The sequence below is a fragment of the Mesorhizobium sp. M4B.F.Ca.ET.143.01.1.1 genome, assembly GCF_004792275.1.
GTDB classification, from domain to species: domain Bacteria; phylum Pseudomonadota; class Alphaproteobacteria; order Rhizobiales; family Rhizobiaceae; genus Mesorhizobium; species Mesorhizobium abyssinicae.
Map to the genome: position 1 here is coordinate 48198 of NZ_SRSR01000022.1, position 25680 is coordinate 73877.

Annotated in this window: 15 protein-coding genes and 4 pseudogenes; 15 read left to right on the top strand and 4 right to left on the bottom strand. The window is 58.7% G+C overall.

The window, feature by feature from the left end:
- Positions 1 to 359: 359 nt before the first annotated feature.
- A complete protein-coding gene (locus EN786_RS32540) occupies positions 360 to 2474 on the bottom strand; it encodes a hypothetical protein (RefSeq protein WP_245454733.1) in 2115 nt (704 codons plus the stop codon).
- A 1348-nt stretch (positions 2475 to 3822) separates the two neighbouring features.
- On the opposite strand from EN786_RS32540, the gene EN786_RS32545 reads away from it, so the two are divergent.
- From EN786_RS32545 to EN786_RS32570, 6 genes are all read left to right on the top strand, one after another.
- Positions 3823 to 4152 carry a hypothetical protein gene (locus tag EN786_RS32545; RefSeq protein ID WP_081714433.1) on the top strand — a complete coding sequence of 110 codons (330 nt, stop codon included), beginning with the start codon at positions 3823 to 3825 and terminating at the stop codon, positions 4150 to 4152.
- A gap of 71 nt (positions 4153 to 4223) precedes the next feature.
- Positions 4224 to 4466 carry a nodulation protein NopA gene (locus tag EN786_RS38955; protein WP_224570034.1) on the top strand — a complete coding sequence of 81 codons (243 nt, stop codon included), beginning with the start codon at positions 4224 to 4226 and terminating at the stop codon, positions 4464 to 4466.
- A 117-nt stretch (positions 4467 to 4583) separates the two neighbouring features.
- Positions 4584 to 5474, top strand: a complete 891-nt coding sequence (locus EN786_RS32555) for a hypothetical protein (protein WP_024505382.1) — start codon at positions 4584 to 4586, stop codon at positions 5472 to 5474.
- 232 nt (positions 5475 to 5706) lie between these two features.
- Positions 5707 to 7770 carry a type III secretion system export apparatus subunit SctV gene (sctV, locus tag EN786_RS32560; RefSeq protein ID WP_135909601.1) on the top strand — a complete coding sequence of 688 codons (2064 nt, stop codon included), beginning with the start codon at positions 5707 to 5709 and terminating at the stop codon, positions 7768 to 7770.
- A gap of 53 nt (positions 7771 to 7823) precedes the next feature.
- A complete protein-coding gene (locus EN786_RS32565; RefSeq protein WP_081714429.1) occupies positions 7824 to 8366 on the top strand; it encodes a tetratricopeptide repeat protein in 543 nt (180 codons plus the stop codon).
- Between the two features lie 894 nt (positions 8367 to 9260).
- On the top strand, positions 9261 to 9731 hold the full coding sequence (locus EN786_RS32570; RefSeq protein WP_024505385.1) for a MucR family transcriptional regulator: 471 nt from the start codon (positions 9261 to 9263) through the stop codon (positions 9729 to 9731).
- Between the two features lie 228 nt (positions 9732 to 9959).
- Here EN786_RS32570 and EN786_RS32575 read toward each other — a convergent pair whose 3' ends face one another.
- Positions 9960 to 10172 (bottom strand): cold-shock protein, encoded by a 213-nt coding sequence (locus EN786_RS32575; RefSeq protein WP_008874821.1) that lies wholly within the window; start codon positions 10170 to 10172, stop codon positions 9960 to 9962.
- A gap of 524 nt (positions 10173 to 10696) precedes the next feature.
- Here EN786_RS32575 and EN786_RS38960 point away from each other — a divergent pair.
- Positions 10697 to 10913 (top strand): annotated as a pseudogene (locus tag EN786_RS38960) (transposase); the annotation flags it as partial.
- 794 nt (positions 10914 to 11707) lie between these two features.
- Here EN786_RS38960 and EN786_RS32580 read toward each other — a convergent pair.
- Positions 11708 to 12829: a DUF418 domain-containing protein gene (locus tag EN786_RS32580; protein ID WP_024505387.1), complete on the bottom strand. Its 1122-nt coding sequence runs from the start codon at positions 12827 to 12829 to the stop codon at positions 11708 to 11710.
- A 754-nt stretch (positions 12830 to 13583) separates the two neighbouring features.
- Here EN786_RS32580 and EN786_RS32585 point away from each other — a divergent pair.
- The 8 genes and pseudogenes from EN786_RS32585 to EN786_RS32620 all read left to right on the top strand — a co-directional run bounded on the left by EN786_RS32585 (position 13584) and on the right by EN786_RS32620 (position 23724).
- Positions 13584 to 14042: a response regulator transcription factor gene (locus EN786_RS32585; RefSeq protein ID WP_224570033.1), complete on the top strand. Its 459-nt coding sequence runs from the start codon at positions 13584 to 13586 to the stop codon at positions 14040 to 14042.
- Positions 14043 to 14286: 244 nt separating this feature from the next.
- Positions 14287 to 14719, top strand: a pseudogene (locus tag EN786_RS32590) (helix-turn-helix domain-containing protein); the annotation flags it as partial.
- A gap of 619 nt (positions 14720 to 15338) precedes the next feature.
- Positions 15339 to 15998, top strand: coding sequence for a response regulator transcription factor (locus tag EN786_RS32595; protein ID WP_024505389.1), 660 nt, complete (start codon positions 15339 to 15341; stop codon positions 15996 to 15998).
- Entirely contained in the window at positions 15995 to 17323 is a 1329-nt protein-coding gene (locus EN786_RS32600) for a HAMP domain-containing sensor histidine kinase (RefSeq protein WP_126063917.1), read from the top strand. Before EN786_RS32595 ends, EN786_RS32600 begins: the two co-directional genes overlap by 4 nt.
- Before the next feature lie 1384 nt (positions 17324 to 18707).
- Positions 18708 to 18980 carry a hypothetical protein gene (locus EN786_RS32605; protein WP_024505391.1) on the top strand — a complete coding sequence of 91 codons (273 nt, stop codon included), beginning with the start codon at positions 18708 to 18710 and terminating at the stop codon, positions 18978 to 18980.
- Between the two features lie 276 nt (positions 18981 to 19256).
- Positions 19257 to 20561, top strand: a pseudogene (locus tag EN786_RS32610) (pitrilysin family protein); the annotation flags it as partial.
- Between the two features lie 549 nt (positions 20562 to 21110).
- Positions 21111 to 21836, top strand: a pseudogene (locus EN786_RS39565) (pitrilysin family protein); the annotation flags it as partial.
- A 412-nt stretch (positions 21837 to 22248) separates the two neighbouring features.
- Positions 22249 to 23724, top strand: coding sequence for an NAD-dependent succinate-semialdehyde dehydrogenase (locus tag EN786_RS32620; RefSeq protein ID WP_095486045.1), 1476 nt, complete (start codon positions 22249 to 22251; stop codon positions 23722 to 23724).
- A 786-nt stretch (positions 23725 to 24510) separates the two neighbouring features.
- Here EN786_RS32620 and EN786_RS32625 read toward each other — a convergent pair.
- Entirely contained in the window at positions 24511 to 25026 is a 516-nt protein-coding gene (locus tag EN786_RS32625; protein WP_224570032.1) for a DUF2285 domain-containing protein, read from the bottom strand.
- Between the last annotated feature and the right edge of the window lie 654 nt (positions 25027 to 25680).

The following is a 25680-nucleotide window of genomic DNA, read 5'->3' on the forward strand; positions in this document are numbered from 1 at the left end:
GGTTTGTATTCGGGCCGGAACTCCGCCTCTTGGAACCGAGCTCTCCCGAATCCAATTTTCTCCACCACACCGTTGGGTCGTTGCGATGCGCCGATCCCGATCGGATCGGCTATGCCTGCTCCGCGCTCGCAGGAAGACCTTCCGCCTCGATCTTGGCGGCGCGATCTCGGCGATAAGTTGGATGGGAGGCAAGATACGCCGCCACGTCAACAGCCGGTAACGCGACATCGCAAATCGGCCCTGACGGTAGCCGATCGACTCCAATCGCCGGACCGCAACTCGCGCAGCGGCATTCGCGGTTTGGCCAGGAGAAATGCTCGCTGACTCACAGCGTGGCCGGCCGCATTCTGAGTGCCCTGTCATGCAGCCTGCGCCGACGGGAGCTCGGCACGCGAATGGCGTGGTTGGCGGCCAAGCCCTGAGGTCAACAAGGACTTACAGAAAGCGGGGGTGAGTTTGCCGCGATGAATTATGACCTTCTCGCGACCGGACCTAGCATCGGCTTCCTCTCGCTCTCGATTGTAGCCGCGCTGTTCGTTGGATTTAACGTGGCAAGCGGTGAATTCGGAATCAGCCAGCCCTTCCAAGTTTCTGGCCATGACGGGGCGACTCGTGTGGATGTGCACCCACATCGGGCTCGGCATCGCACCATTGACCAGCATCTTGGGCTGCAGCTTCATCTCAAACAGCTTTCCTGGCTCGCCACGCAGCGCGACCGGTGCCTCCGGCGGCATCAATTCGTCGGCATTGCACAAATGTTCCAGGTATTTTTGCGCCGGAAATGCGTAGGTCTTCATGCAATCAGTCGTAATGCCGGCTTTTCCTTCATTCAATGCGTTGGCCTGTCCCAGCACCATGTTCAGCAACCCTTTGAGCTGGTCTGTGCGTTCGTGCACTTTGGGTAGCTGGGTGGAGGTGAGTAGCAGGCGTACATTACGCCCCTGCAACCCGGCGAGACAGGTTTGCATCTCAATGGCCTGGGCTCGCAGGTACTGGGCCACATCGTCCACGACCTTACCGGCCTCCTCAGGCTTCATCTGGCGCACTTGGGAGACGACGCTTTGCTGACCGGCCAGATCGAACTGCAAAAGTTCGTCCAATCGTTTGAGCCGCTCCGTCAATACCTCCATTGACAACGCGGCGCCCCCGATTGTCGAGCCTGCCCCCGACGAACTCGCAGCCACCTCTTGCGCTCTCACCTGTGTACTCGCAACTTGATCCGAGCGCGCGAGAACCTTGGCTGCTGGCACTGTGCCGGCGTTCGCAGCGACTGGTGTTGATGGCTGCCCGGCGGCAGAAGTCCCGGCGCGAGCTGCCGACTTATGCTTTGACTTCCCTTTCCTTCGCGCTGTAGTGCCTTCTGACACTGCAGCCGTACCAGCAGTGCCAGCCGGTATCGCAGCGCCTGCCCTGGCCGGCATCGCAGCGCCCGCCTGGGCCTGTGGCGCCATGATGGCTGACGGCGGAGACTGCAGGTTCAACAAGTGCATGGCATCGTGCGCAGTGATCCATGCATCGTCCACGATCCGTTCGAACAGTTTCAATGGGAGGCCGGCATCTGGGTAGGTATGGCTTAGCTTGGTATGCACCTCGTGCAACGCCAATCCAAAATCCGAAAGCCGCTCCATGATTTTTTCTACAACCGCGCAATCATGAGCGTTGAGTGTTTTGCCATCATCCATTATGCCCTTCGCCAAAGAGAGGGCGCGAAGAGCTTCTTGAGCGGCGCTTGCCATCAGCTGCACCACTCCATTTCGACCGACGAGGAGTTCCTTCAAATCTGGCTCGAACCTGCTCGCCCGCAGTTCAATCTTGGCCCGCGCAAGACCGATCCGCTCACGGACCAGCCAGATCCTGACACTCAGTACCGAGCCGGCACGCAGCCGCAGTGCGCACCGCTCGGCTTCCCGCATCACGGGCGTTCCACTGGATAGGCTAGCGGTGGCAGCGCAGGCGGATCGCTGCCGTTCGGAGCGCCATGCCTTTTTTTCCCACCACTTAATTGCCGCCGTATGGTGGTTCTCCACATTTAAAATCAACAGCTCCTGCCGGTCCGCCTGGGAGTAGGAGTAGAGTTTATCGACCATACCTGCCGCTTTCTTGGTCTTTTTGTCCAATTTCGTGATCGTCGACAGGCCAAGTTTGTCTACTTCATTCGCGGCGTCGCACACGATCTGGCAACATCTACGCACCTTGTCGTCTGGCATAATTGTCTGCGCCTCAGCCGCAGGCAGGCTAGCGCGGTACTCCAGAATTGCTGAGGCTGCATCGACGACCCGACTGATCAGCTCCACCGCCTCCTCGGGGACGTCGGTTTTCCTGGCCGCAGCCTCGCAATCAGTCAGTTGTTGAACAAGACTGTTCATTCTGAGCTGTGTCGGACTGATATCTTCATTTGACGATGAGCTGGTGCCTTCCACCTGCGCGGTTGATAGTTGGCTACCGACCGGCGCCATGGCTTCGCCCTCAGACATGGAGGGAGAACCGCGCCGCCTTGCGGCTGCGCCACGTGGCGCTACGGTTCCGCGTGGTGGCGCAGCGGCTCCACGTCGCGGTGTGTTCAGGATTTGATCTTCGCCAATCGAGGCGCCTGGCAGACTTTCGCGGGCATCGCCTGGACCGCGCGCAACTGGAAGGGAGGAGGGCCTCCTATCGGCGTCCCCAGAGCGCATCTGCTCCACAACGGAATCGAATGACTGTCCACCTTCTCCCGCAGCAAGACTTGATTGCGAAAGGGAACTGCTCGCCCGCCCCGCGCGGCTGGCTCCAGTTTCAGCCTGCGATTTCCGTGGTCGGCCAATGCCCTTCATATTGCGTCTCCGTAGTAGGCGAGAATGTGCTGCTATTGTGCTGGCGGCTGACGAGACCAGCGGCATCTTTCGGTTAACGTCACGGTCAGCCAGACCCGCGACGGCGTAATGTTCCCGCCAAAGTGCTTCTCAGTAGCAGGCCAAGATTGGCCCGAGCTCACAGGACTTTCGCAACGTTGCCATCGATGTCCTGAGATTATCAGCGCTTCAGTCCGCCGATTTCCAGGAACAGCGAATGAAATCAGACCAACTCGGCTAGCTCCCCTTCCTAGACACGTGCCTGACGATTTTATTGATGCGTCACTCCTCTCGTTCGCCACCGACAAAGTCACACATTTGCTTCAGAGAAGCGTGTGCGTTGCGTATCACGCGGACCATTTCGATCTATAGTTACAAAAAGTGTCGAGACGGGACCTTTGGATCCGAAGGTCAGGCACGGCCGGCCTAGATAGACCGCTTGGCTGACGATTAGCTGACGATGGGAGTTCTCACGAACAGGGCAAGAAAATCCGACCGCTTCAAGCTTTCGATATGGTGAGAAGAGGATCCGCACCGGCCTCCCAAAGCCGGCAGACCATCCCATGTCCGTACGGTCGCCGACCTTCTCGAAGCCAATGAGCTCACCGCGCCGGGCCGTGATGTGCAGGCGAGAGAATGGTGATGCAAAGACCGAGTTCCTGCTCGTTGCGTGCGCCCGTGGAGCCAGCAAGAATACGGTCATTGCGGTCATGCAGCACGTGGACCGTGTCTCCTGTTCGACACCACAGCATCGAGGATGCAAACGAGCTGCTGCGGCTGCCATTCGGTCGCGGCATGCGTGGACGGCGGGATTGGCCGAACAGCCGAGATCGTGGTCGACTGTTCGATGCGAGAGCAACATCCTGCAGAGCATACGTTTTTGCGCTGGCCGGTTTTTGTCAAAAGCCGTCAGGTTCTCGAAAGCTCCCGCCCTTAGCTTGATCGAGGCTAACCTTTAACACGTCGCCGCCAATGGCAAATGCCGGAGTACCTGATGATAGCAGCAATTGGGAGTGGAGTTGGCAACCTCGGGACTTCCTTGATCCGAAAGGGCCATGGGGATTCGAAATCCGAGCATTCTGGTGATGGCAAGCCGGCTGATGGCAATGATGGCAAGCCAGCTGGTGGGAATGATGGCAAGGCAGCTGGCGGGAACGATCGGGCGGATAACCGGACCGTTTCAAATGATCAACTTCAAGACAACTCACAGTCTGCAGCACAAAGTGAAGCCTTCCAAAGTATCCTGCGATCGTTCGCGTTCCAATTCGCGAACGATGCGATGGCTGAGGCCGATGAAGCTTTGGATGACACAGAAGATGCCTGACGCGGGAAATCCGGCGTGAGGTCATACAGGCCGTTATTGACGGCACAACTCCAACAGAAAAAGGAATGATCATGGCTGCAGTTGATAATAATAAAAAATCAGGCAATACCAATACCAGTAGCGCCGGCAATACCGATAAAACTAACAGTGGCACTCCCGGCAATACAAGCGGAGCTGATGCTACTGCTTTTCAGGCGCAAGTGCAGGAACTAACCAATGTTAGCTTGGAGGCGACGAAAAGGAGTGTCCAGTTGCGCACTCTAACGACCAATCTCCAGACCATCAAGAAGGCCGCCGACGAACGCGTTTCGTAATGTCGGAAGCGGGTTTTAGACTGCCCCCTAGCGCGTCTCCTTATTGACGCGACGTAGTCCCGAAATGAGCCGCATGGCAATTGCCATGCGGCTTCTATCCTGTTTGAGAGATGCTCTGTGGATGACGCCGTTTCCCTCCGTTTCGAAGTGCGTTCGGGGCACTATTGCGGTCTGACCGGCAAGACGGATCTTCAAAAGTGTTTAATCGGCAGCGGCTTCGATGCCGATTTGGTCTTTGTCGAGCAGGGACTGGCACCGCATCACCTTCGTGTAACTCTTCTTGGCAAGTCGATCGAACTGGAGGCGCTTGCACCCGGACTCAGTATCGAGGGCAACCGGAATATCGCCGCAGGCCAGTCCGTTGTTGTGCCCCTTCCTGTCGTCCTGCTCGTAGGCGAGATGTCCATTGCTTTGTCCGTGCAGGATGCAGAGCCGCCTGGTTCGACCGGCATACCGCGCCTACCGATCGGTGTGCTCGCCATGGTCATAATCAGCTCACTCGGGATCGGCGCGCTTTCAGGCACGATCTCCTATCTTGGCAATGCAAGTGGATCGAGCCCCAATTCACTTCGGGCTGAAGTCGCGTCCAGAACGATCAGTCACCGCGCTGACAATGAACTTACGGAGGCAGCGGCCCAAGAGCTGCAGGAGGAAGTCGATCGAGCGGGTCTTCTCGACGTCAAGATTGGGTCGGCAAAGGGTGTTGTGACCGCCGAAGGCACCGTCACGTCTGAATCGGTCATCAGCTGGCAGAAGCTTCAGCAATCGTTCGATCGTCGCACCAAGGGTACTCTAACACTGGTGAACGGAGTGCTCATCAAAGAGGAGAAGGCGCCATCCGCAATCGCGGTCGAAGCTGTGTGGCATGGGGTCCAACCATATATTGTCATCGACAGCGAGAAGTATTTTGTCGGCGCCATTTTGGCTGATGGATGGGTGGTCGAACGTATTGAGGACAGCCGTGTGCTGCTGAGCAGGAATGGCCGCATTGCTGCTCTCCAATATTGAAAGCTCGCAGGCCCCATCAAGCAGCACTCTATGGCCAGCCAAACATCCTGTCGCGCTCGGTGCTGACAAGCTGGCTGCGTTGGAAACATTTGCTGCCCAGCCATTTCGCGCCTGCTTGTGGCTCTCATGCAGGGTCACGCGCTGGCCAAGGCTGAGGCGCCTTCGGAGTTCGAAAGCCACGTTTCATGGCGTAACAGCAGAGTAAGTCTCAACCGATTGCAAAGGTGTCTCGATGGCCAACGTCCTGCGTGACTTCATCAAGCGTGCGCCGGCCAGCCCGGATTTAATGGTTGCGTTGACGCTGCTTCTGGCTGTCGCGATGATGGTCATGCCTATCCCGGTCGTGGTGGTCGACGCCCTGATAGGATTCAATATGGGGTTGGCCATACTGCTGATGATGGTTGCCCTGTATGTCAGTACTCCACTTGATTTTTCCTCTTTGCCCGGCGTTATTTTGATTTCCACTGTATTCCGTCTCGCGCTCACGGTCGCAACGACGCGACTGATCCTGGCCGAGGGGGAGGCCGGCAGCATTATTCATACTTTTGGCGATTTCGTCATTTCAGGCAATATCGTGGTGGGTTTCGTCATATTTCTGGTCGTCACCATGGTGCAATTCATGGTCCTCGCGAAGGGTGCCGAACGGGTGGCAGAAGTGGCGGCGCGTTTCACGCTGGATGCTCTGCCGGGCAAGCAAATGGCGGTCGACGCAGAGCTACGCAACGGCCACATCGATGCCAACGAATCCCGCCGGCGGCGCGCCGAATTGGAGAAGGAAAGCCAACTCTATGGCGCGATGGACGGCGCGATGAAATTTGTGAAGGGCGATTCCATCGCCGGGCTGGTGGTTATCTGCATCAACATGCTGGGTGGAATTTCGATCGGCCTGCTCTCCAAGGGCATGTCCTTCGGCGAGGTACTGCATCACTACACTCTGCTGACGATAGGCGATGCATTGATATCGCAGATTCCGGCCCTTCTGCTCTCCATTACTGCGGCGACCATCGTCACCCGTGTGACTGGGACGGCGAGGATCAACCTCGGTACAGAAATGGTCAGTCAGCTCACGGCCAGCACTCGAGCCTTGCGACTGGCGGCCGGCGTCCTGGTTGTAATGGGGTTCGTTCCTGGGTTTCCCCTCCCCGTCTTTCTGATGCTGGCCGCAGTGTTCGCTGCGGTAAGCATTGTCAAGGCTGATGTGCTGGGCGCCGGCACTGCCGATGCGAAAGGTGGAACTGCAGCGGAGCCTAAGCAAGCCGCGCCTGCGAAGGAATTCCCGATCGCATTTTTTCTAGCGCCAGATCTTATGCAGGCGGTCGATCAAGCCGAATTGCAAAAACATATTGGGCGCGTTTCGCTCCTGGTCACAGCCGATCTGGGCATTATCGTTCCTCGCATCCCTGTCTTGGTTGACGAGCAGCTGCCTGAATCGCAATTCCGAATTGATGTCGAGGGCGTGCCAGTCGAACAGGACGCCTTAGATCCAAACCAGATGGCGCTCCGAGCCGATGTAGCGCACGTCGACTCGAGCGGTGTCCCCCTTAGACGTGAGCCGAAAACGGACACACTCCCGGTTGAACATACCCCTGCAAAGGCCCTTACGGGCGCCGGCACGGAGCATAGGGCTCCCGGCGAACTCCTCGCCTTGCGCGTCCATGCAGCGTTGACCCGCTACGCACCGCGATTGGTGGGCATCCAAGAGACCCGACATTTCCTGGGCCGAATGGAGCAGGAATATTCTGAGCTTGTGAAAGAGGTGCTACGCACGACGCCGATTCCTCGGATTGCCGATGTTCTGCGCCGCCTCCTGGAGGAAGGTATCCCAATCCGCCACACCCGTCTCGTGTTGGAGGCATTGGCCGAATGGAGCGAGCGTGAGCAGAACGTTGCCCTGCTGACGGAATATGTCCGTTCTGGTTTGAAGCGACAGATCTGCCACCGCCATGCCAACACGGAGGGCATCGTGTCCGCCCTGGTCGTCGAGCGCGAGAGCGAGGATGTGATGCGTGGCGCGGTTCGAGATTCGGATGCAGGCCCCTATCTCGCACTGGAGGATCGGCAAAGCGAAGCGATGCTATCACAGATACGTCAGGTCCTTTCGAACGCAGAACCGGGTCAAACCCGCCCTATTCTGTTGACGTCGATGGATGTCCGACGTTTCGTCCGCGGCTTTCTGACGCGAAACGGGGTTGATCTCGCCGTGCTGTCTTATCAAGACCTCGCCTCCGACTTTACAATTCGCCCCGCAGGATCCGTCACACTCCCGCACGGATCGAACAGCGGATTGTTAGAGTAGTCCCACCTTTCCTAACTGAACGCCACGCGCCTCCCCGATAACTGAGAGATAACATGAATAGTAATACAGTTTCTCCATCGCCTATGTTTCTGCGCCGGAACTCACTTCTTTTTGCCGTACTCGCCATTCTGCCTTTGGGCGGTTGCGCCAGCTGGCAAAAGCCGGCTCTTTCCGTGCAGGAGACATCTTCCCCCGAGTTGCTCAGCGCCGATCAAATCGATCCGGCTATGCGCGAACGCATTTTGCGCGAAGTTGGTCAGGATGTTCAAGAGCGGGCTTTGCGGGATGAGGTGAAGCAGCACCCGGACAATGTTGATGCGGCGATACGACTTACAAATGCCTTGGTGGGCCAGAAGCGCCCGCACGAAGCGGTTGAGGTGCTCGACAGCGTCTTGGTTGCAGCCCCAGGAAACGTACGTGCATTGAATGCGAAGGGCGTGATTTTGGACATTGAGGGGCGGCATGACGCGGCACAGGCCCTGTATCGGCGAGCTCTCGAAAACGAGCCAGGCAATCAGATGGTGCAGCATAACTTCAATCTGTCGCTTGCCTTTAACGGCAAGTCCAAACAACCAAGGTTAGCACGATCGCAATAGGTGGGCACAGTGCATGCGCAGCCTGTTCCCCGGCTCGAACACGCGCTCGGCTCCCATCATAGATGGCCCCCTGAAGAGAGCCATATCTATGCAAAACAGTTGCTCCAGATCTGGCCGGCAGAGATCGGCAGGAGAGCCGGATGACATCACGCGGCCACCCGCAAGGCCACCCGCCTCGCTTCGTTGCCAGAGCGCCCTCTCCCTCGCCGGTCACCGTCTCGCAATGCGGCGACCTGGCTTAAGGCGGTCGACCGAGCGCCCGATGCAGTAGCCATGAATACGTAACGCAGCGATGGACCCGCCGGATCGTGTCGCGCTTGTGCTGGCCGTCCCTGCCATTACAGCACGGTGATTGTAGCTGGATCCTATTCTAGAGGCATCGATGGTGTGGATGCCTTCGATCCAAACAATCGATTTGTTGAATTCGTCCGCCTGAGGAAATTAGCTGCGGCGATCCGACTTCCGACGCCTGCAGGCGCAAAACCAACAGCGTGAGCGCTGCGGGTCCGGAGGCAGGCTGCAAAGTGCAATCACCAGCGCTGATAAGCGGCAAGTGAAGAATGTATCGCTCGGGCGACTCCTGTGTTGTGCACGGTTGCCCCGCGAGGTGAACTGTAGCAGCTTGGCAGCTCAGCGTTCACGAAAGGAGAAAAGATTTGGGGCCAAGCAAAGACCGGCTTTTTTGATTGTCTTGCTGTATCGCTATGGTGGGGCGGGCGCGACCGCTCCCATAATTCAATACGCTGCCTTTAGCGATGGACGATGACGGGATGCGTCGCCGAGACTTCAATGGTGGAGGAGCAGCGCACCCGTCGATCCATTTGCTTTCAGCGGCAACCGCCACTATGAAGCGACACTTCGCCCAACTGTGTTTCAAGCTGCCCGGAGAAGTTTATGACAGAAGAACCCCACAAGACCGACATCCTCATCGAGCTCACTGCCGATGTTGTATCAGCCTACGTCTCCAACAACCCCGTCCCGGCGGGGGAGCTTCCTGCCCTGATCGCCCAAGTGCACGGGGCTCTAAACGGCACGGCTGGACTCATACCGGCAGAAGAGCCTGTGCCTGTAAAAAAACCTGCTGTCCCGATCAAAAAGTCGATCGAACCGGACTACATCATTAGCCTTGAAGACGGCAAGAAATTCAAATCGCTAAAGCGCCATCTGGCGACGCACTATGGTCTGACCCCAGACGAATATCGCGCCAAATGGGGTCTGCCGTCGGATTATCCCATGGTGGCGCCGAATTACGCCGCTGCGCGCTCCGCCTTGGCCAAGACCATGGGACTCGGCCGCAAACCGAAAGAGCCGGAAGCCCCAGCCACGGCGCCGGCGAAACGGACCCGCAAGAAGGTCGCAGCCTAAATCCGTATCAACAGTCGTTCGGACGCGCAGCAGCCGTTGGCCCAATCTGCGCGGAATCAAAGGGCGGGGATGAGCCCCGCCTTTCCCGTCCAAGAGCCTCATTTCCAGAGTAATTCATGATGGCTCCAGCAATCCCTGCCGCGGCATTAACTTGCATGCTCCGGCCCGGGTTTCGAGCCGTCAATGCGTTCCGGCGATGACGAACCTTGCCAAGGCTTTCCCGGACCGTTAGCCAGCCTTGCTGAGGCTGCCTGCAGAGGACTTTCCCGTGCGGCGATCCTGTTCCACCTCGTAGTTGATCTTCTGGCCCTCATTAAGGGTCGACAGGCCCGCTCGTTCAACAGCGGAAATGTGGACAAAGACATCCTGACCGCCGTTGTCAGGCTGAATAAAACCAAAACCCTTCGTGCTGTTGAACCACTTCACCGTTCCAGTCGCCATATCCATTCCTTTGTAATAAGTCGCAACTTAGGCAGGCCATTCACGCCAGCCTGATTTGTACACGAGACTTTAGGCGCATCAAAATCGGAAAATTGCAAGGCCCACTCGATCGCCTGATCTCCAGCAGCAACTGCAACATATGCGAGGCGCGTGCCAGACGAGGCGTATGCCAGACGTTTCGTCGTGCGCTGTCGCTCGAACGTTGACAGAAACAATGACACACCTTGCAAACTCGGCACATCTTGTGGACGTGCTCGGGTCGCTTCTCGACTGCGATACCCGCTCCTGACCGGGTATCGTCGGCCAAAATGAGGGTTTTTGTCATGTGCCGCCAGACCGAAAGATCAGGCGCGCAGCGACCTGCACATTCAAACCGGAACCCGCGAACCTCGATTAGCTTCTGCCTGCTCCGAAGGGCGGTAGCCTGCTCTGAGGCGGGCCACTGTCGGGTTGAAAACCAACTGTCGGGTTCGGAACCCCAGATTGTCGGCAAGGTACGCGCCGCCCACTGGTTGGCCAAAGGGCACTGGCTCCTGATCCTGCCGCCATGCTCGCCCGATCTCAACCCGATCAAGACAGGTCTGCTCAAAACTCAAGGCGCGGCTGCGGAAGAAGGCGGCCAAAACTTTCGACGCTCTCTGCGGAACTCTCGGCGATATCTGCCAGCTGCTGGAGCCAAATCAAAAACCATTAATTGCGACAGGTGATTTTATGACATTCATTGCGAAGAGGCCAGAATGAACAGCGGAAGAGAGTAGCAGCTCTCTGGTCGCGGCGAGGTGGATCGTCGACACGATCGGCACCTGGCCCGTGCGGGGATCGCACCGCAGCCAGCACCAGAGCCAGACCTTGACCGCTTGCCTTGCTCAGGCGCCACAACAACGAGTGGCTGGAAGCAGATCCACGTGAACTCAGCGATATCGATCAGACGATGCTTACCCTCATGAAAGCCGATCCCGACGCTGTCCAGCGCCGCGAAATCCTGACCAGCATATGGCGCATCGGATGCCACCGCCTGCACACTCACCATCGACATGCCGGAACTCGGAACCAAAGGCCGCAAGCCTCGCCGGCCTCGGCAAAATGGAGCGGCCGCGCCTGGGCGGCCGGGCCAATGTTCGCCAGGCCCTCTACATGCCCGGCCCTTCGCCCTGCGCTTCAACCCCGACCTCAAGGCAAAATACCAGGCGCTAAAGGCGGCAGGCAAACCCGCAAAGGTCATCATCTTGTTGCGAAAGCTCCTCATCCTAGCAAACGCTCTCCTCAAGGCGCAGCGAAAATGGCCCCTAAAACCCTTGACCGAAACGGATACCTTAGCCTTTCAGGTGAGGCGGGCCGAGATAGACCAACCGCGGGTTTAACTTCGCGAGTTTAAGCTGATTATGCCGATGCAACTCTAGCGCCTGCGCGACCGTTTTAGCTTCCATCAACAAGGCGGCAGGGTGGGAGGAAGTACCCTCCCCTGCCGCGAACAAGCTTTGGACAAAGCCCCACCTTGTCCGTAATGTGATCGGGAGGCCGGGGCGCGGCGGTGCTCAGCGGATGTGACGCGCGAGATCTGCGACCCTACCCATCAGCACTTCCATCGGTCCTCGCTGGAAGACGCGCAGCCAAAGCACCGCAAAAGTGCTGATAACCACAACGAAGCCAAAGAGCGTGGACAGGCTCTCGTCTTTGAAAATGTTTATCTTCATAAGATAGGCTATTCCCGCAATGTGCAGCACATAGGCCGTCAAAGACATCGAGCCGACTGCGATTATTGGCCAGACCAGCTTTCGCAGACGCGGGAGCGCATCCACAGCGAGCATGCAAGCCGCCAAGATGATCATTGCGCAACCGGTGCTGCCCACGATCGAAAGCGTCGTTTCGCTATGAGGTGCGGCTATCCATGACGACTTGACTATAAATGACGACTTGGAAGGCTCAAAAGCGCCGTCAACGTCAGACCACCACAAGGAGGTTTCAGTCAAAGCGCGGGAACTCAGCGCGAGCAAGGATCCCCCATGGCCCAACACGGCCAGCGCGACCCCCGCCAGACCAAGGCGCCAATGCGCTGCTAGCGTATTAAGATTAAGGCGCGCGATGGCCATGCCAGCGATGAGGAAAGGAACCCAGGTCACCGCGGGATAGTAGCCGTTGACCATGAGGTTGAAGACCGGGTCGAGGAGGTTGGGGGCAACCGACAGAAGGGAGGAACGGACTTGCGGGAGAACTAATGCCGTAGCGGCAGCGATCAAGCCCAGCTGATATGCGCTGAGCCGATGGAGCGGCAATACCAACAAGAAGCAAATTCCGTAGTATTCTAGGATGACTTCGACCTGGGTACCGAGGCAGCCCAGGATTGAGCCAAGCGCGAGCAAAACAAGGGCACGAATTGCGACTCTGGCGATGGCCTGTCTACCGGCTATCCCCGACTTCGGCGCCTTGCGACCTGTAATCAGGAGGATTGAAAAACCGGCCAATACGGCAAACAGGGCCGACGGCCGCCCATGGGTTAGTTCCATCAGAAACCCGACTAGTCCTCCTTCGCCGGGGTCGGGACCGAGATGGGCGGCATACATCCCGAAGACAGCCAGGCCCCGAGCGAGGTCGATGCCGACCAGCCGATCTACTACCGACCCATTCCTAGCGTCGGCAACCGGTGCCTTCATTACCATGGTAGATTCCCTTGCTGGGTGTGTGGATCGCGGGAGCCGCGATAGGAGAGCCGGTCGGCTGCTGCCGTCGCCTCGTGAAAGGGTTCAAAACATCGCGCCATCTGGCGCATCGAGCCGGCGACAGAGCTGTTCAGCCATTAGCCTGGGGTAAGAACAACAGATCGGCTCACAAAGCCTGTGTCACGGACCTGAAAAGTGGTGTCGCGGAACCGTCGTTTTTTGCATGATGGCTAAGCCGAGAGATCCACTGCACCGACGAGAGACTCAGCGACGTTAGATATCCGATCAGTACGCCGCGGCTCCGCCGGTGACGATCACCCCGGGTGTCAAGGCCAGGGCGTAAACCTGCCATAATCTGTGGTAGTGCGCCCGCGACCAATCCGTTCGACAAAGCTCGGCGCATGGTCGAGCCAATCATATTCTTCCATGTGGCTGTTGCCTGAAAAACCGAAGACGCCGTTCGCTGGTCCAGCTGTTCCAGACCTCGGCCTGCGTCGGTCATTAGAACCGGCGCGCCTGTTTCCCAAATCAATTTGCTGATGCAGCCGCCGGGGGTCACATTGAGCAAAAGTGCCGAGGTCAGGACGGGTTTCATAGGGGCTCTTCGTTTGGCTTTGTTAACGACCCCTTTCTTGCAAGTTGTAGCTGACAGCAGCCTGAAAGCTCCCCAAATAATTCGCTGCCGCCGGTTCAGCCTATTGTCAGCTTCGACCAATAAGATGGGAGCCTTGCCCTCATACCGGAGCTCGGCAGCATGATGCGAATACTGCTCACTGAAGACGATAAGGACCTTGGAAGTGCTATGCACGATCATTTGGTGGCTGGTGGCCACGCGGTCGACTGGGCCAAGAACCTGTCCGAAGCGCGCGATTATGCAGCTGTGGTCGGCTACGACCTTATTTTGCTCGACGTTCACCTGCCGGACGGCAATGGGATCGACTATCTGCGGGAGCTGATCAAGGAACTTGAATCGGCACCGGTCATCATTCTGACAGCCTGCGATCGGATTTCGCATCGCATCGAGGGCTTCAACGCTGGAGCCGACGACTATTTGGTCAAGCCGTTCGATCTGGGGGAACTCTCAGCGCGTATCCATGCAGTGGCACGTCGCCATGGGCATTTTCCGGAGCCGCAATTTTCGGTTGGGACGCTTTCCATACAGGCAGCCGAGCGACGCCTCTTCCGCGACGGGCAGGAGGTCTACCTGACTTGACGCGGATGGGCGGTGCTCGACTACCGTCTGCCCCAGCCCTGCACGGTCGTTTCAAAAGGGAAGATCGTGGACGCGCTTTTCGGCAGACGGCGCTGATTCATACTCTAAAAGAAAATTCGGCTTCCAGTTGCCTTGGCCATGACTGCCCTTCCCGAAAGATGGGTGACAGTTCATTCCGGATAGATGGGTTACACTTTCGGCCCTTTGCAAGGAGAGCAAGGTGCCTTGGAAGGAGTGTAACGTCATGGAAGAGCGGCTGAAGTTCGTCGCCCGGCTGCTGGACGGCGAGAAGATGGCGGTGCTTTGCCGGGAGTTCGATATCTCGCGCAAGACCGGCTACAAGATCCTCACGCGCTACAACGACAGCGGCCTGGAGGGGCTGACGGACCGATCGCGGCGGCCCTATCGCCACGCCAATCAGCTTCCGTTTCAAATCGAGAAGCTGATTGTGCGCCTCAAGCAAGACAAGCCGACATGGGGTGCGCCGAAGATACGCGAGCGGCTGGCCCGGCTGTATCCGGATGTGCACCGGCCCGCGATCTCGACCGTGCATGCCGTGCTCGACCGCCGGCATGGTCGAGCGCCGCAAGCGCAGGCGCAACAGGGCGACGGGGACACCACTTTCAAACGGCTGTCGCCCTAACGATCTTTGGTGTGCCGACTACAAGGGCGAGTTCGGCAGAGAACACGGCCGGGACAGGGGATCACAAACACTTGACCGTTCCAGACCCTGGCAGTGGCGCATCGATTGACCGTTGGCTCTGTTCGTGGGCACCGAAAATAGGGCCTTCTTGGTCCTCGGCAGAGAATATGGCCCGGACGGGGGATAACAAACACTTGACCGTTCCAGACTCTGGCAGTGGCGCATCGATTGACCGTCGACTCTGTTCGCGAGCGCCGAAAATACGGACGACCCCTATGGTCAAAGTGCACTTCTGACCTGCTAGGCACTGTTCGATAACTGGAGGCACCCGCTACGGTGCCCTCGTATTTAAGACACCTGTCAGTTTCAAGCCTGGACATTGACGCGTGGCGCGGCTGCCATTCGTTGACCGCCACGTCGAATTGCCCGCCAACCAGTGTACAGCCGCCGGTGGTCACATTGAGCAAAAGTGCCGAGATCAGGAGGGGTTTCATAAGGCCTCTTCGTTTGGCTTTGTTAACGACCCCTTTCTTGCAATTGTAGCTGACAGCAGCCTGAAAGCCCCCAGATATTCGCTGGCGCCGGTTCAGCCTACTGTCAGCTTCGATCAATAAGGCAGGAGCCTTGCCCTCATACCGGAGCTCGGCAGCCTGATGCGAATACTGCTCATTGAAGACGACGACGACCTTAGAAGTGCTGTGCACGATCATTTGGTGGCTGGTGGCCACGCGGTCGACTGGGCCGAGGGCCTGTCCGGAGCGCGCGGTCATGCAGCTGTGGCCGGCTACGACGTTATTTTGCTCGACGTTCACCTGCCGGACGGCAATGGCATCGACTATCTGCGGGAGCTGATCAAGGGGCTTGATACAACGCCGGTCATCATTCTGACAGCCCGCGATCGGATTTCGCACCGCATCGAGGGGCTCAACGCTGGCGCCGACGACTATTTGGTCAAGCCGTTCGATCTGGGGGAACTCTCGGCACGCATCCGTGCAGTGGCACGTCGCCAAGGGCATTTTCCGGAGCCGCAATTTTCGGTTGGGACGCTTTCCATACAGGCAGCCGAGCGACGCCTCTTCCGCGACGGGCAGGAGGTCCACCTGTCTGGACGCGAATGGGCGGTGCTCGACTGCCTTCTACGCCGGCCCGGTTCGGTCGTTTCAAAGGGGAGGATCGAGCACGCGCTTTATTCATTCAATTCGGAGTTCGAGAGCAACACAGTGGAGGTTTATGTCAGCCGGCTCCGCAAGAAGATCGGCGGGGATAGAATAGCAACCGTGCGTGGCTCCGGATACAGGCTCGTGGTCACATGACGAACTCGAACAGCATGACGAGAAAGCTGATATCGTGGTTAGGCGGGGCAACGCTCCTGGTTTGGATCGCCGCCCCAACCATTGCTGCGTTCATTTTTTGCAATAATGTAAACGAAAGTTCGGATGACTTGCTCCAGGCGAGCGCAGAGTACAGAGAACCAGAGCTGATCAAGGTCTTGAATGGAAAACACGTTGATCAATACAATAACCACTTGCCAACTTATAAAAAGTACTGGACCTATCGTGAGCAGGTTATTAATAAGTACGGGGTAGTGCTTATTTCCGAACCGGAAGAGGGTCAGCAGCCCTTCCCTGATGCTCCCCTGAGTAACGGCTTTTGGGGAAACGCTGATTACCGCGTCTACACAGAGGAGATCCAAGACGGCGTGTATCATCAGTTGGCCGAACCGCTTGATGGCCGCCGTACCACAATCGCGAAGGGCGCACTTTTTGTCTTCCTTCCGACACTCGTGCTCCTGCCCTTTAGCTTAGCTGTTTGGTGGATCGTGATCCGGCGCTCGCTGCGGCCAATCGAGGTACTGCGACAGCAGATCGGATCGCGCGACGGCGGCAATCTGTCACCAATGGACTTGGGCGATTTCCCGGCAGAGTTGGCTCCAATCGCGGCATCCGTCAATCGGCTTCTCGATCGTCTGCGGGCGGCTCTCGAGGCCGAACGCGAGTTCGCCGCAAACAGTGCGCATGAACTGCGCACGCCGATCGCAGGTTCAATCGCTCAGATGCAGAGATTAGTGGCCGAGCTTCCCAATGGGTCGGCCAAAATGCGTGCGCGCGGCATCGAGCAAGCGCTGTCGAGCCTTGGCCGCCTTGTCGAAAAAGTGCTTCAGCTCGCTCAAGCCGAATCGGGGGTTGGCATGGCGGATCACGCGATCGATCTTGTCCGATCGGTTCGGCTGGAAATCGACGACCTGAGGAAAAAGCCGCAATATGCCGGACGCCTGCATCTTAACGTCGACGGCTGCACCACTTTGATGCGCAAAGTGGATGTCGATGCGTTTGGGATCCTCCTTCGTAACCTGATCGAGAATGCGCTGATACATGGACTGCCCACTGTTCCGACAACAGTTTCCGTCCAAACTGATGGAACCATCGCTATTGCAAACGCCGGACCGGTGGTGCCCCTCCCCGACCTCGAAGGGCTTACAAAGCGATTTAGTCGTGGTGCTACTCCTGCTGCGGGCTCAGGCCTTGGTCTACATATCGCTAACATGGTTATCCAGCGGATCGGTGGCAGTCTAGAGCTTGCGTCGCCCGCCCGCGGTCGCAATGATGGTTTCGAGGCGATCATACGAATTCCTCAATGACACCGGTGAATTCGACGACAGTTGGACACAGGGCGGATTGCTGGCAAGGCTGCTGACAGGGCGAACTGTACGGCAGTATGTATACGGCGTAGAAATCGTACTTCACACAACGCATTTCGGCCGCGGCAATCAATGCCGCTATCATCGTCTGAGCAGTTCGATCGAAGCGACACGACATGATCGGCAAAATCGAAGGCTCCGCCTCACCGCTCGCTCGATTTCGCCCGGGGAGAAAAAAGGCCATCCGAGAAAGTGCAAGCCGCCGCGCAAAGGCGACGTGTCCAATTGTCTGGGTGCCCCTGTGCGCCGGCCCGATCGGGTTGGCGGGGTCCAGTAAGGACCCGGACCAACCATTCCATTTAGACGACCGGCAGGTTTTAATCGGCGTCCGGATCGCCGTCCCAAAATGCCCCAAGTATACGGCTAGAAAGGCTGCCAACGATCGAGCTTTGGTCGGAGGCGTGCTTGTCAGCGTCTTGGGTGCTTGACCGGCCTTTGCAATGGCCATCGCCATCGCAAGTATCGTGCGTGGCCAGTGAGACCGCAATTTCATCAGCCTGGAGCCGACCGTATCGGTGCTTTTTTATGATTTAGGGATTTTTCGTTTTCCTCTTGGATCATCACGGGTTTGGAGAGGATCTGGTGTTAAGTGCCATTCGGAGCGCCGGCGAACCGCCCGAAATTAATGTGGTCGAGTGATGAAGCCTCCCGAATGCGTTAAACGAGACCCTTTATGGCGGCCCTGGCTGACAACAGTCTGAAAGCTGCAAGCGGCATGCGAAAATGGGGCGATCCTGAATGACGACAGATGCTATCAACATGAAAGAGGCTCGCCCTGAAAGCTGAGCACGCTTTATGCTCAGGCTGCTGACAAGGCCAAAGCAGCGTAAGTGCGTAGTGAAATCCAAGGTCCACATGGGTCGTCGCGCGTCCCATGCGCCTGGGAAGGCGCCGGCCCGGCCAAGCTTTCCCAGCTCGTCCGCATGATGCTTCGCTGAGCGTCAATGGACGTTGGCGCGAGACCAAGGCGTCGTGCGTTGCAATCCGGACGGTCCAGGGTATCAGGAGTTTCACGGCCTCGGCCCGCTTGGCTGGCCACAGTTGAAGCTCCAACGTACCGGCTGGCACCGGGAAATTGGGCTCTGCGCTGCCTCAACGCTGATGGCACGGTCAATGCTTGCCTACCGATGGGGCCGCCCATGCCGTGATGCTGTCGGTCGACGTTCGCAAACCAGACCCTCGCGAGACCCAGCGAAGGGGCTCGCCGGTACGACGAGGGACCTTACCTCTTTATGCGCGGCATCATTAGCCTTACACGTCGTCCCTCGCGCTCGGGTCTTTGTGGGGCGGATGAAGTCCTGATCGCGGTGGCACTGCTGCATGTTTGCGTAAGACCCATCCAGTCACGATCGCGCTGTCCTTCGATGTCGCGGTGCTGATAGGCGGGCAGATCGGTGTGCGCGGCGCCCGCCAAAGGATCGTCGTCACGCCGGAGGAGGCGAGCGTCATAGCCGGCGCGCCGGCGAAAGGCGCTTTCTGTCGGATGCCCGACAATGTCGGATATCGCAAGTATCAAGGTTGGATCAAACCTTGCGAATCGGGGCTTTCTTACTTGGCACGGGGCATGCTCAGGTATCCGCAAACACCCAATGGATAACGAGCAGACTTCCCATGGCCTCACCATGCCGAAAGTTTCCCGGACGCATCCAAAGATGAGGCTCGCGTCAGGCCCAGCAACACGCTGACGGCTCATGTGGCTCGGCGTCGCGTGCCGATCCACTTTCTCCCAATAGGCGTTCGGGAGACATAGATCCTTCAAAATGAGGAACAGATCACTTTGCCAGGAACGCAGCCCATAACCCCACTCTCCCTACCAGAACTACCAAGCAAGCCCCGCACTCATGGGCTTCGCAGGACGTCCGTTGCGTCCGAGTTGGTCGGCGCGGGGCCGGCTCCGATCCCCGTCGCATGGGAGGACGGCAAGGCGAGGGATTTCGTGCTCGACAACGGCATGGAGGTGGTCGTCATTCCCAACCACCGGGCGCCGATCGTCACCCACATGGTGTGGTACAAGATCGGCAGCGCCGACGAGCCGCCGGGCAAATCCGGCATCGCCCATTTCTTCGAGCATCTGATGTTCAAGGCGACGACCAACCATGCGGGCGGCGAATTCGACCGCGCAGTGTTCGAGATCGGCGGCTCCAACAACGCCTTCACCTCCTCCGACTACACCGCCTTCTATCAGACAGTGGCGCCGTCGGCGCTCGAGCTGATGATGAGCTTCGAGGCCGACCGAATGCGAAACCTCATCCTGACCGACGATGTCGTCAAGACCGAGCGCGATGTGGTCATCGAGGAGCGCCGCTCAAGCACCGACACCAACCCGCAGGACGTTCTCCATGAGGAGATCGACGCGACGCTGTGGCAGAACCACCCCTATCGCATCCCGATCATCGGCTGGATGCAGGAGATCGAGCAGCTGAACCGCGTCGACGCCACCGTCTTCTATGAAAAGTACTACTGGCCCAACAACTCCGTGCTGATCGTGGCCGGCGATGTCGAACCGGACACGGTGCGGGCGCTGGCCGAAAAGACCTATGGCAAGGTGGCGCGCGGACCTGACCTGCCGCCGCGCATCCGGCCGGTTGAGCCCGAGCAGAACACCAGGCGCACCGTCACGCTCTCAGACGCCCGCGTCAGCGTGCCCAGTTTTTCGACGCAGTGGGTGGTGCCGTCCTACCACACCGCCAAGCCGGGCGAGGCCGAAGCGCTCGACCTGCTGGCCGAAATTCTCGGCGGCGGTAACCGCGGCCGGCTCTACCAGGCGCTCGCTGTCCAGCAAGGTATCGCTTCCAGCGCCCGCGTCTATTTCCAGGGCACTGTGCTCGACGACACCAAGTTCGCCATCTATGGCGCACCGCGCGGCGATGCCAAGCTGGCTGATCTCGAAGCGGCGGCCGCTGCCGAAGTTGCCCGCATTGCCGAGGATGGTGTCAGCAACGAGGAACTAGGCAAGGCCAAGGACCACTATTTGCTCAATATGATCTTTGCGGAAGACAACCTGGACTGGCTCGCCAGCATCTACGGCTCGACGCTGGCCACCGGCGGTACCGTGAAGGATGTCGAGGAACGGCCGAATCGCATCCGCAAGGTTACCCCCGAGCAAATCAAAGCAGTTGCCGCCCGCTATCTCGCGTTCGACCGTTCGACCACGGGCTATCTCTTGCCCAAGACGGAGAATCAAGAGATGACGCTCGGCGCTCGGCCCCATGCTGCGATGAACATCCAGGAGGTGAAGTCCGAAAAGGGCATCATCGCCTGGCTGGTGGAGGACCACACAGTGGAAATCGTCAACATCGGCTTTGCCTTCAAGGGCGGCACCAAGCAGGACCCGGTCGGGAAGGAGGGGATGGCCAAACTGATGGCCGGCCTGTTCATCGAAGGCGCTGGCCATTACGACAGCGGTGCCTTCCAGGTGAAGCTCGACCATGCCGGCGCCGAAATGAGTTTGGACGCGCAAAGCGACGACATCTACGGATCGATGTGCATGCTTTCCAAAAAGCAGGACGCGGCGTTCGGCCTGCTTCGGCTCGCGCTGAACGCGCCGCGCTTCGAGCAGGGGCCGATCGATCGCGTCCGCGCCGAGATTGTCTCCCGCATCGTCGGCAGCGAGCGAGACCCTAACGCCATCGCTCAGCGCAAATGGCTGCGCGCGATCTATGGCGCGCATCCTTGTTCAAGGCCGGGAGAAGGCACAAAAGAGAGCCTCCCCGGCATCACGCCGTCCGACCTCCGCGCCTTCCACCAGGCCATTTTCGCTCGCGACGGGCTCCATATTGCCGTGGTGGGTGACATTGACGCGAACACGTTGAGGGAAAGGCTTGACCAGCTGTTTGGTGATTTGCCTGAGCAACAAACCCTCGTCCCCGTCTACGATGTCGCGCCGAAACTCGGTCAACTGGTGGAGGAGAACTACGACCTGCCGCAGACTTCGCTGACGTTGGCCTGGCCTGGCGTGAAGCCTAGCGCGCCGGATTTCTACGCGGCCGTGCTGCTGAACGACATCCTTGGCGGCTCATACTTGACTTCCCGCCTTTACGAGGAGGTACGTCAAAAACGCGGCCTTGCCTATCACGTCAGCTCTGAACTAACCCTTGACTCGCTTCTGGTTACGACAGAGACACGCTCGGACTGCGCTGCCCAAACACTGAGCATCGTGCGAGATGTGGTAAAGCAGATGGCGCAGCAAGGACCGACCGGGGCCGAGCTCAAGGCGGCGAAGAAGCACCTGATCGGCGCCTATGCCATCGACCAACTGGGCTCGACCCGCTCGATTGCAGACCGGCTCCTGGATTTGCAGATTCACAAGGCCGACGTCGACTACAACCAGCGTCGCGCCCGCAGCATCGGTCGGGTGACGCTCAAACAGGTCAAGGCGGCGGCCAAAAAGCTGCTTTCGGCCGAGCCCGCCATTTTGGTGGTCGGCCCGCCGCTGGGCGGCAAGGATGAGTAAAGAAACTCATCACACCTTCCTTCTTCATCGGGGCTTCTCGTGGGAAGAGCGTTGGAGGCCCGTGGGCCAAGCAGATCATGCAGACGCGCGGAGTCGTTTTCGCCGACCTTGCGCGGCATTGGCGGTCCGGCGGCCTCTCGCCGAAATGGCGCTCCTCAGCATGTATGCCGCCTTTTTGCAGAATTCAGTCGCACGCCACCAGCAGGCATGGTGGATGAAGCAAACATCCGACTGCTTAATCCATCAATTGATGAACCGCGGGCACTCAAACTAACGAAACTGCTGTCTTTTCATCGGGCTAGCGTGGTCTACCAGCTGCTTTGCCGAGGCCCTACGACGAACCCACTGGTGCAGAATACACACTGACGGCCCGTCGACCTGGATGTTCGCTGCGTTGAGGAGGAATCCGGTATTGCCCCTGTGCCTGCCGATGATCCGTCGCCTGAAATCCCCGCACCTGTTTGGAGCCATCGACCGCCTGCCGGCACTCGGCAGACCAGTTGGCAATAAGACGTTCGAGGTCGTCAATCCGTCGACCGGCGAAGTTTTGGCAGAGCTTCCCGATATGGGCGTGGAGGAGACACGTGCTGCGGTAGACAAGGCCTATGTTGCGCAGTCGGGATGGGCCGCGTTGACGGCCCGAGAACGTAGCGACGTTCTTTGGCGATGGCATCAGCTGATCATCGACCATGCAGGCGATCTCGCCGCGATTCTGACTGCGGAAATGGGCAAGCCGCTTGCCGAAGCCATTTCAGAGGTATCGCATGCGGCGGCGTATCTGCAATGGTATGCCGAAGAGGCCAATCGCGTCTATGGGGAGACGATCTCGGCACCCTCGACAGACCGCCGAATGCTAGTGATCAAGCAGCCCATCGGCGTTGTTGGCACGATCACGCCATGGAATTTCCCGGCCTCCATGGTGGCGCGCAAAATCTCGCCGGCCTTGGCTGCGGGCTGCACAATCGTGCTCAAGCCCGCTGAACAGACGCCGCTTGTGGCTGGCGCAATGTTCGCCCTCGCCCATCAGGCCGGCTTTCCCGATGGCGTGGTCAACCTGATCTATGCGTCCGAAGGTGATCGCGTGGGCCGTGAACTCTGCACCAATTCCAAGATTCGAAAGATCAGCTTCACCGGTTCGACGGAGGTCGGACGGCTGCTGATGCGTCAGTGCTCTGACCAGATCAAGAAGGTCAGCCTTGAACTCGGCGGCAATGCACCTTTCATCATCTTCGATGATGCCGACATTGACGGTGCTGTTGACGGTGCGGTCCAGGCGAAGTTCCGCAATGCCGGCCAGACCTGCGTTTCCGCGAACCGCATTTACGTCCAATCGAGCGTTCACGATGAGTTCGTCAAGAAATTCGTGGAAAGAATCCGGCACTTGTCGGTTGGCGACGGATTCGATGCCGGAGTGGACATCGGACCGCTCATCGACAAGCATGCTCTGGCCAAGATCGAGTCTCACATCGCAGATGCCATTGCGAAAGGCGGCACAATACGATGCGGGGGCCAGCGTATCGGCAAGAATGGCACGTTTTTCGAACCCACGGTCCTCACCGAGATTTCCAGCGTCATGGCAGTCGCGCAAGAGGAGACATTCGGGCCGCTCGCGCCGATCATTCGCTTCAACGATGCGGATCAGGTCGTGCGCGAGGCCAATGACACGATCTACGGCCTCGCCGCATACTTCTATGCCTCAAACCTGAAGCGGGTCTGGCGTGTGGCAGAGGCTCTGGAATATGGCATGGTTGGCATCAACACGGGACGCATGTCCTCGGAGGCGGCACCGTTTGGCGGGATCAAACAATCCGGCATCGGGCGGGAGGGTTCCCGTCATGGCCTCGAGGACTATCTGGAAATGAAATATCTTTGCATGGGCGGGATTTGAAACCTGCTGCACTGTCTCTCCGCCCCACCGGGGGGCGGCCTGCGGTCAATGCCGCCACCTAATTGGAAGTTCCAAACGCCGTTGACCTGAAACACGGATGCCCGGCAGGAGACTGAGCTCGCTGCCGGGCCGGACATGCCTTGGGAGGGCATAAATCAGCGCTCCTAGGGCCGATGGGCCACTCAGTTCGTGCGCCTTTTGCCGATTGCGTTGCATGTGCCGTGCCAAGCCAAAAAGCATTGATAAACCGCCGATGGATCAGCTTTTGCCCTGTTGCGCATTCTACATTGTGGGATATGCGACAATGCCCAAGCGGTTGAATCGTCGTGTTGCAGAACCCCAGACGGGTCATGACTGCTATTCTTAGGACAGTGCGCAGCAAGCCGCTACTCGCTGCACTCCAGGCACACCATTTCCATAATCAAGCGGTGGGTGCTATGTCTGACCGAGCTGTCGACCAGGGAACGGTGTGAGGCCTCAAATCCCTCCATATTGTTGCACCCGCCGGTCCAACAGGACTGCAGGTCCGGACTCAAAGGATCTTGGCTGCTATGGCGACATTGCGGTGCACGCCGCTTTCCGACCAATGATGTGCGTCCAGGTCGAGGCCGGCCCTAATGAACCACCGCCTTGGCACCCTCGCCCATCTCATTTTCGGCATCGACAAGCTAGACCAGAGCGCACTTGCAAGGCGCCATGCAGTCCTGTCGGCGGGCGAACTGTTGGTGACGGGTACAGCTGCGAGCGAACGTTCATCCACCGACGCACAGCGCGGACTGTCGCTTTTCAAATTAGGAAATCTCTGTAGCCACCATTCATGAGCGCGCGGCCACGCGAGACGGCCCGACGGATGCGGTCGCGCAGATGATCGCGAGGATCCGCCCAGTCGGCATGGACGCGCCGTTGACCGATGAGAACTTCGGCGAGCTCGCGATGAGGTGCTCCGGCGAGCGAACCGTCGAGCGCACGAAGAACGAAGGACAAACGAACGCCGCGCTTTTCCGGCGCAAACAAGCGGGGGGGCAACTGTTGCCCTAGACTGAGAGCATTGAGGCACTCCAGTCCCCTCAGTCGATGCTTTAAAAGCACCGCGGGCCAGATGGCTTGCGTATGCAGGCAAACAGGGTGGAGGATATTCGCGCCCGAGACGGCGAGCTGCAGCGCGTGGTCCGCATTGCGAAGAAGAACATGCTGGCTCTTGTCGGGCGCCAGCAGGACGATTGCACGACAGGGCAATGCCGAGAGTTCGAACGGCGGTGTCGGCGACGAGGCAGGCAACCGTTCCGCAATGACCGGCAGCACATGGACGCACCAGAGCGGACACCAGAATACGACCGAAGCGCGGCCACAAGACTCCGCGAAACAGAACACCCCAGCGTGACAGGTCGCCGGCCGACGCGACCATATCGAGAAAGGATTGGAGAGACCAAGTCTTGCAATGCTGGCGCGCAGCGGTCAGATCGCGCTGGAACGCTGGATTGCGGCGTAAGAACTCCCAAGCCCACTCCCGCAGCGTCAGGCCAGCGGTGTAGTCGTATGATCTTTCATCCCGCCAATCGGCCTGATCCGCGCCAGTCAGGAGATTCATGACTGACATCCCCTGCCCGCGCCTGCGTGCGTCGAAACATTATGCCACTTCGCAAAGCATCGGCGTAGGCAGCAGACGTCGAAGACCCCGTTTCGTTGAAGCGTCAGCCATCGCCACTGTCGGCGACAGAAGATGTGCCCAAATTGCCACCAGACCGTCGAACTGGCACAGCGACGGCCAGCGCGACCTGGAATTGATCCCGTAACAGTCATCGGCTCCTGCGTCGCGATCCAGACGTCCCTTGAAGGCGCAGTAGCGCGGCAGTGGATCGCACGCTGCTTGTCGGCAAGTTGTCGTAGCGGCGGCGCCATAGGCACGGTCATCGGAGGGTCTCCTGCGGCAAGCTTTCGCCATTGGAGGCCAATCTC

Bases quoted from the DNA above. Each gene is read 5' to 3' on its own strand.
- EN786_RS32540 (WP_245454733.1), bottom strand. From the start codon at position 2,474: ATGTCTGAGGGCGAAGCCATGGCGCCGGTCGGTAGCCAACTATCAACC.
- EN786_RS32545 (WP_081714433.1), top strand. From the start codon at position 3,823: ATGATAGCAGCAATTGGGAGTGGAGTTGGCAACCTCGGGACTTCCTTG.
- EN786_RS38955 (WP_224570034.1), top strand. From the start codon at position 4,224: ATGGCTGCAGTTGATAATAATAAAAAATCAGGCAATACCAATACCAGT.
- sctV (WP_135909601.1), top strand. From the start codon at position 5,707: ATGGCCAACGTCCTGCGTGACTTCATCAAGCGTGCGCCGGCCAGCCCG.
- EN786_RS32565 (WP_081714429.1), top strand. From the start codon at position 7,824: ATGAATAGTAATACAGTTTCTCCATCGCCTATGTTTCTGCGCCGGAAC.
- EN786_RS32570 (WP_024505385.1), top strand. From the start codon at position 9,261: ATGACAGAAGAACCCCACAAGACCGACATCCTCATCGAGCTCACTGCC.
- EN786_RS32575 (WP_008874821.1), bottom strand. From the start codon at position 10,172: ATGGCGACTGGAACGGTGAAGTGGTTCAACAGCACGAAGGGTTTTGGT.
- EN786_RS32580 (WP_024505387.1), bottom strand. From the start codon at position 12,829: ATGGTAATGAAGGCACCGGTTGCCGACGCTAGGAATGGGTCGGTAGTA.
- EN786_RS32585 (WP_224570033.1), top strand. From the start codon at position 13,584: ATGATGCGAATACTGCTCACTGAAGACGATAAGGACCTTGGAAGTGCT.
- EN786_RS32595 (WP_024505389.1), top strand. From the start codon at position 15,339: ATGCGAATACTGCTCATTGAAGACGACGACGACCTTAGAAGTGCTGTG.
- EN786_RS32600 (WP_126063917.1), top strand. From the start codon at position 15,995: ATGACGAACTCGAACAGCATGACGAGAAAGCTGATATCGTGGTTAGGC.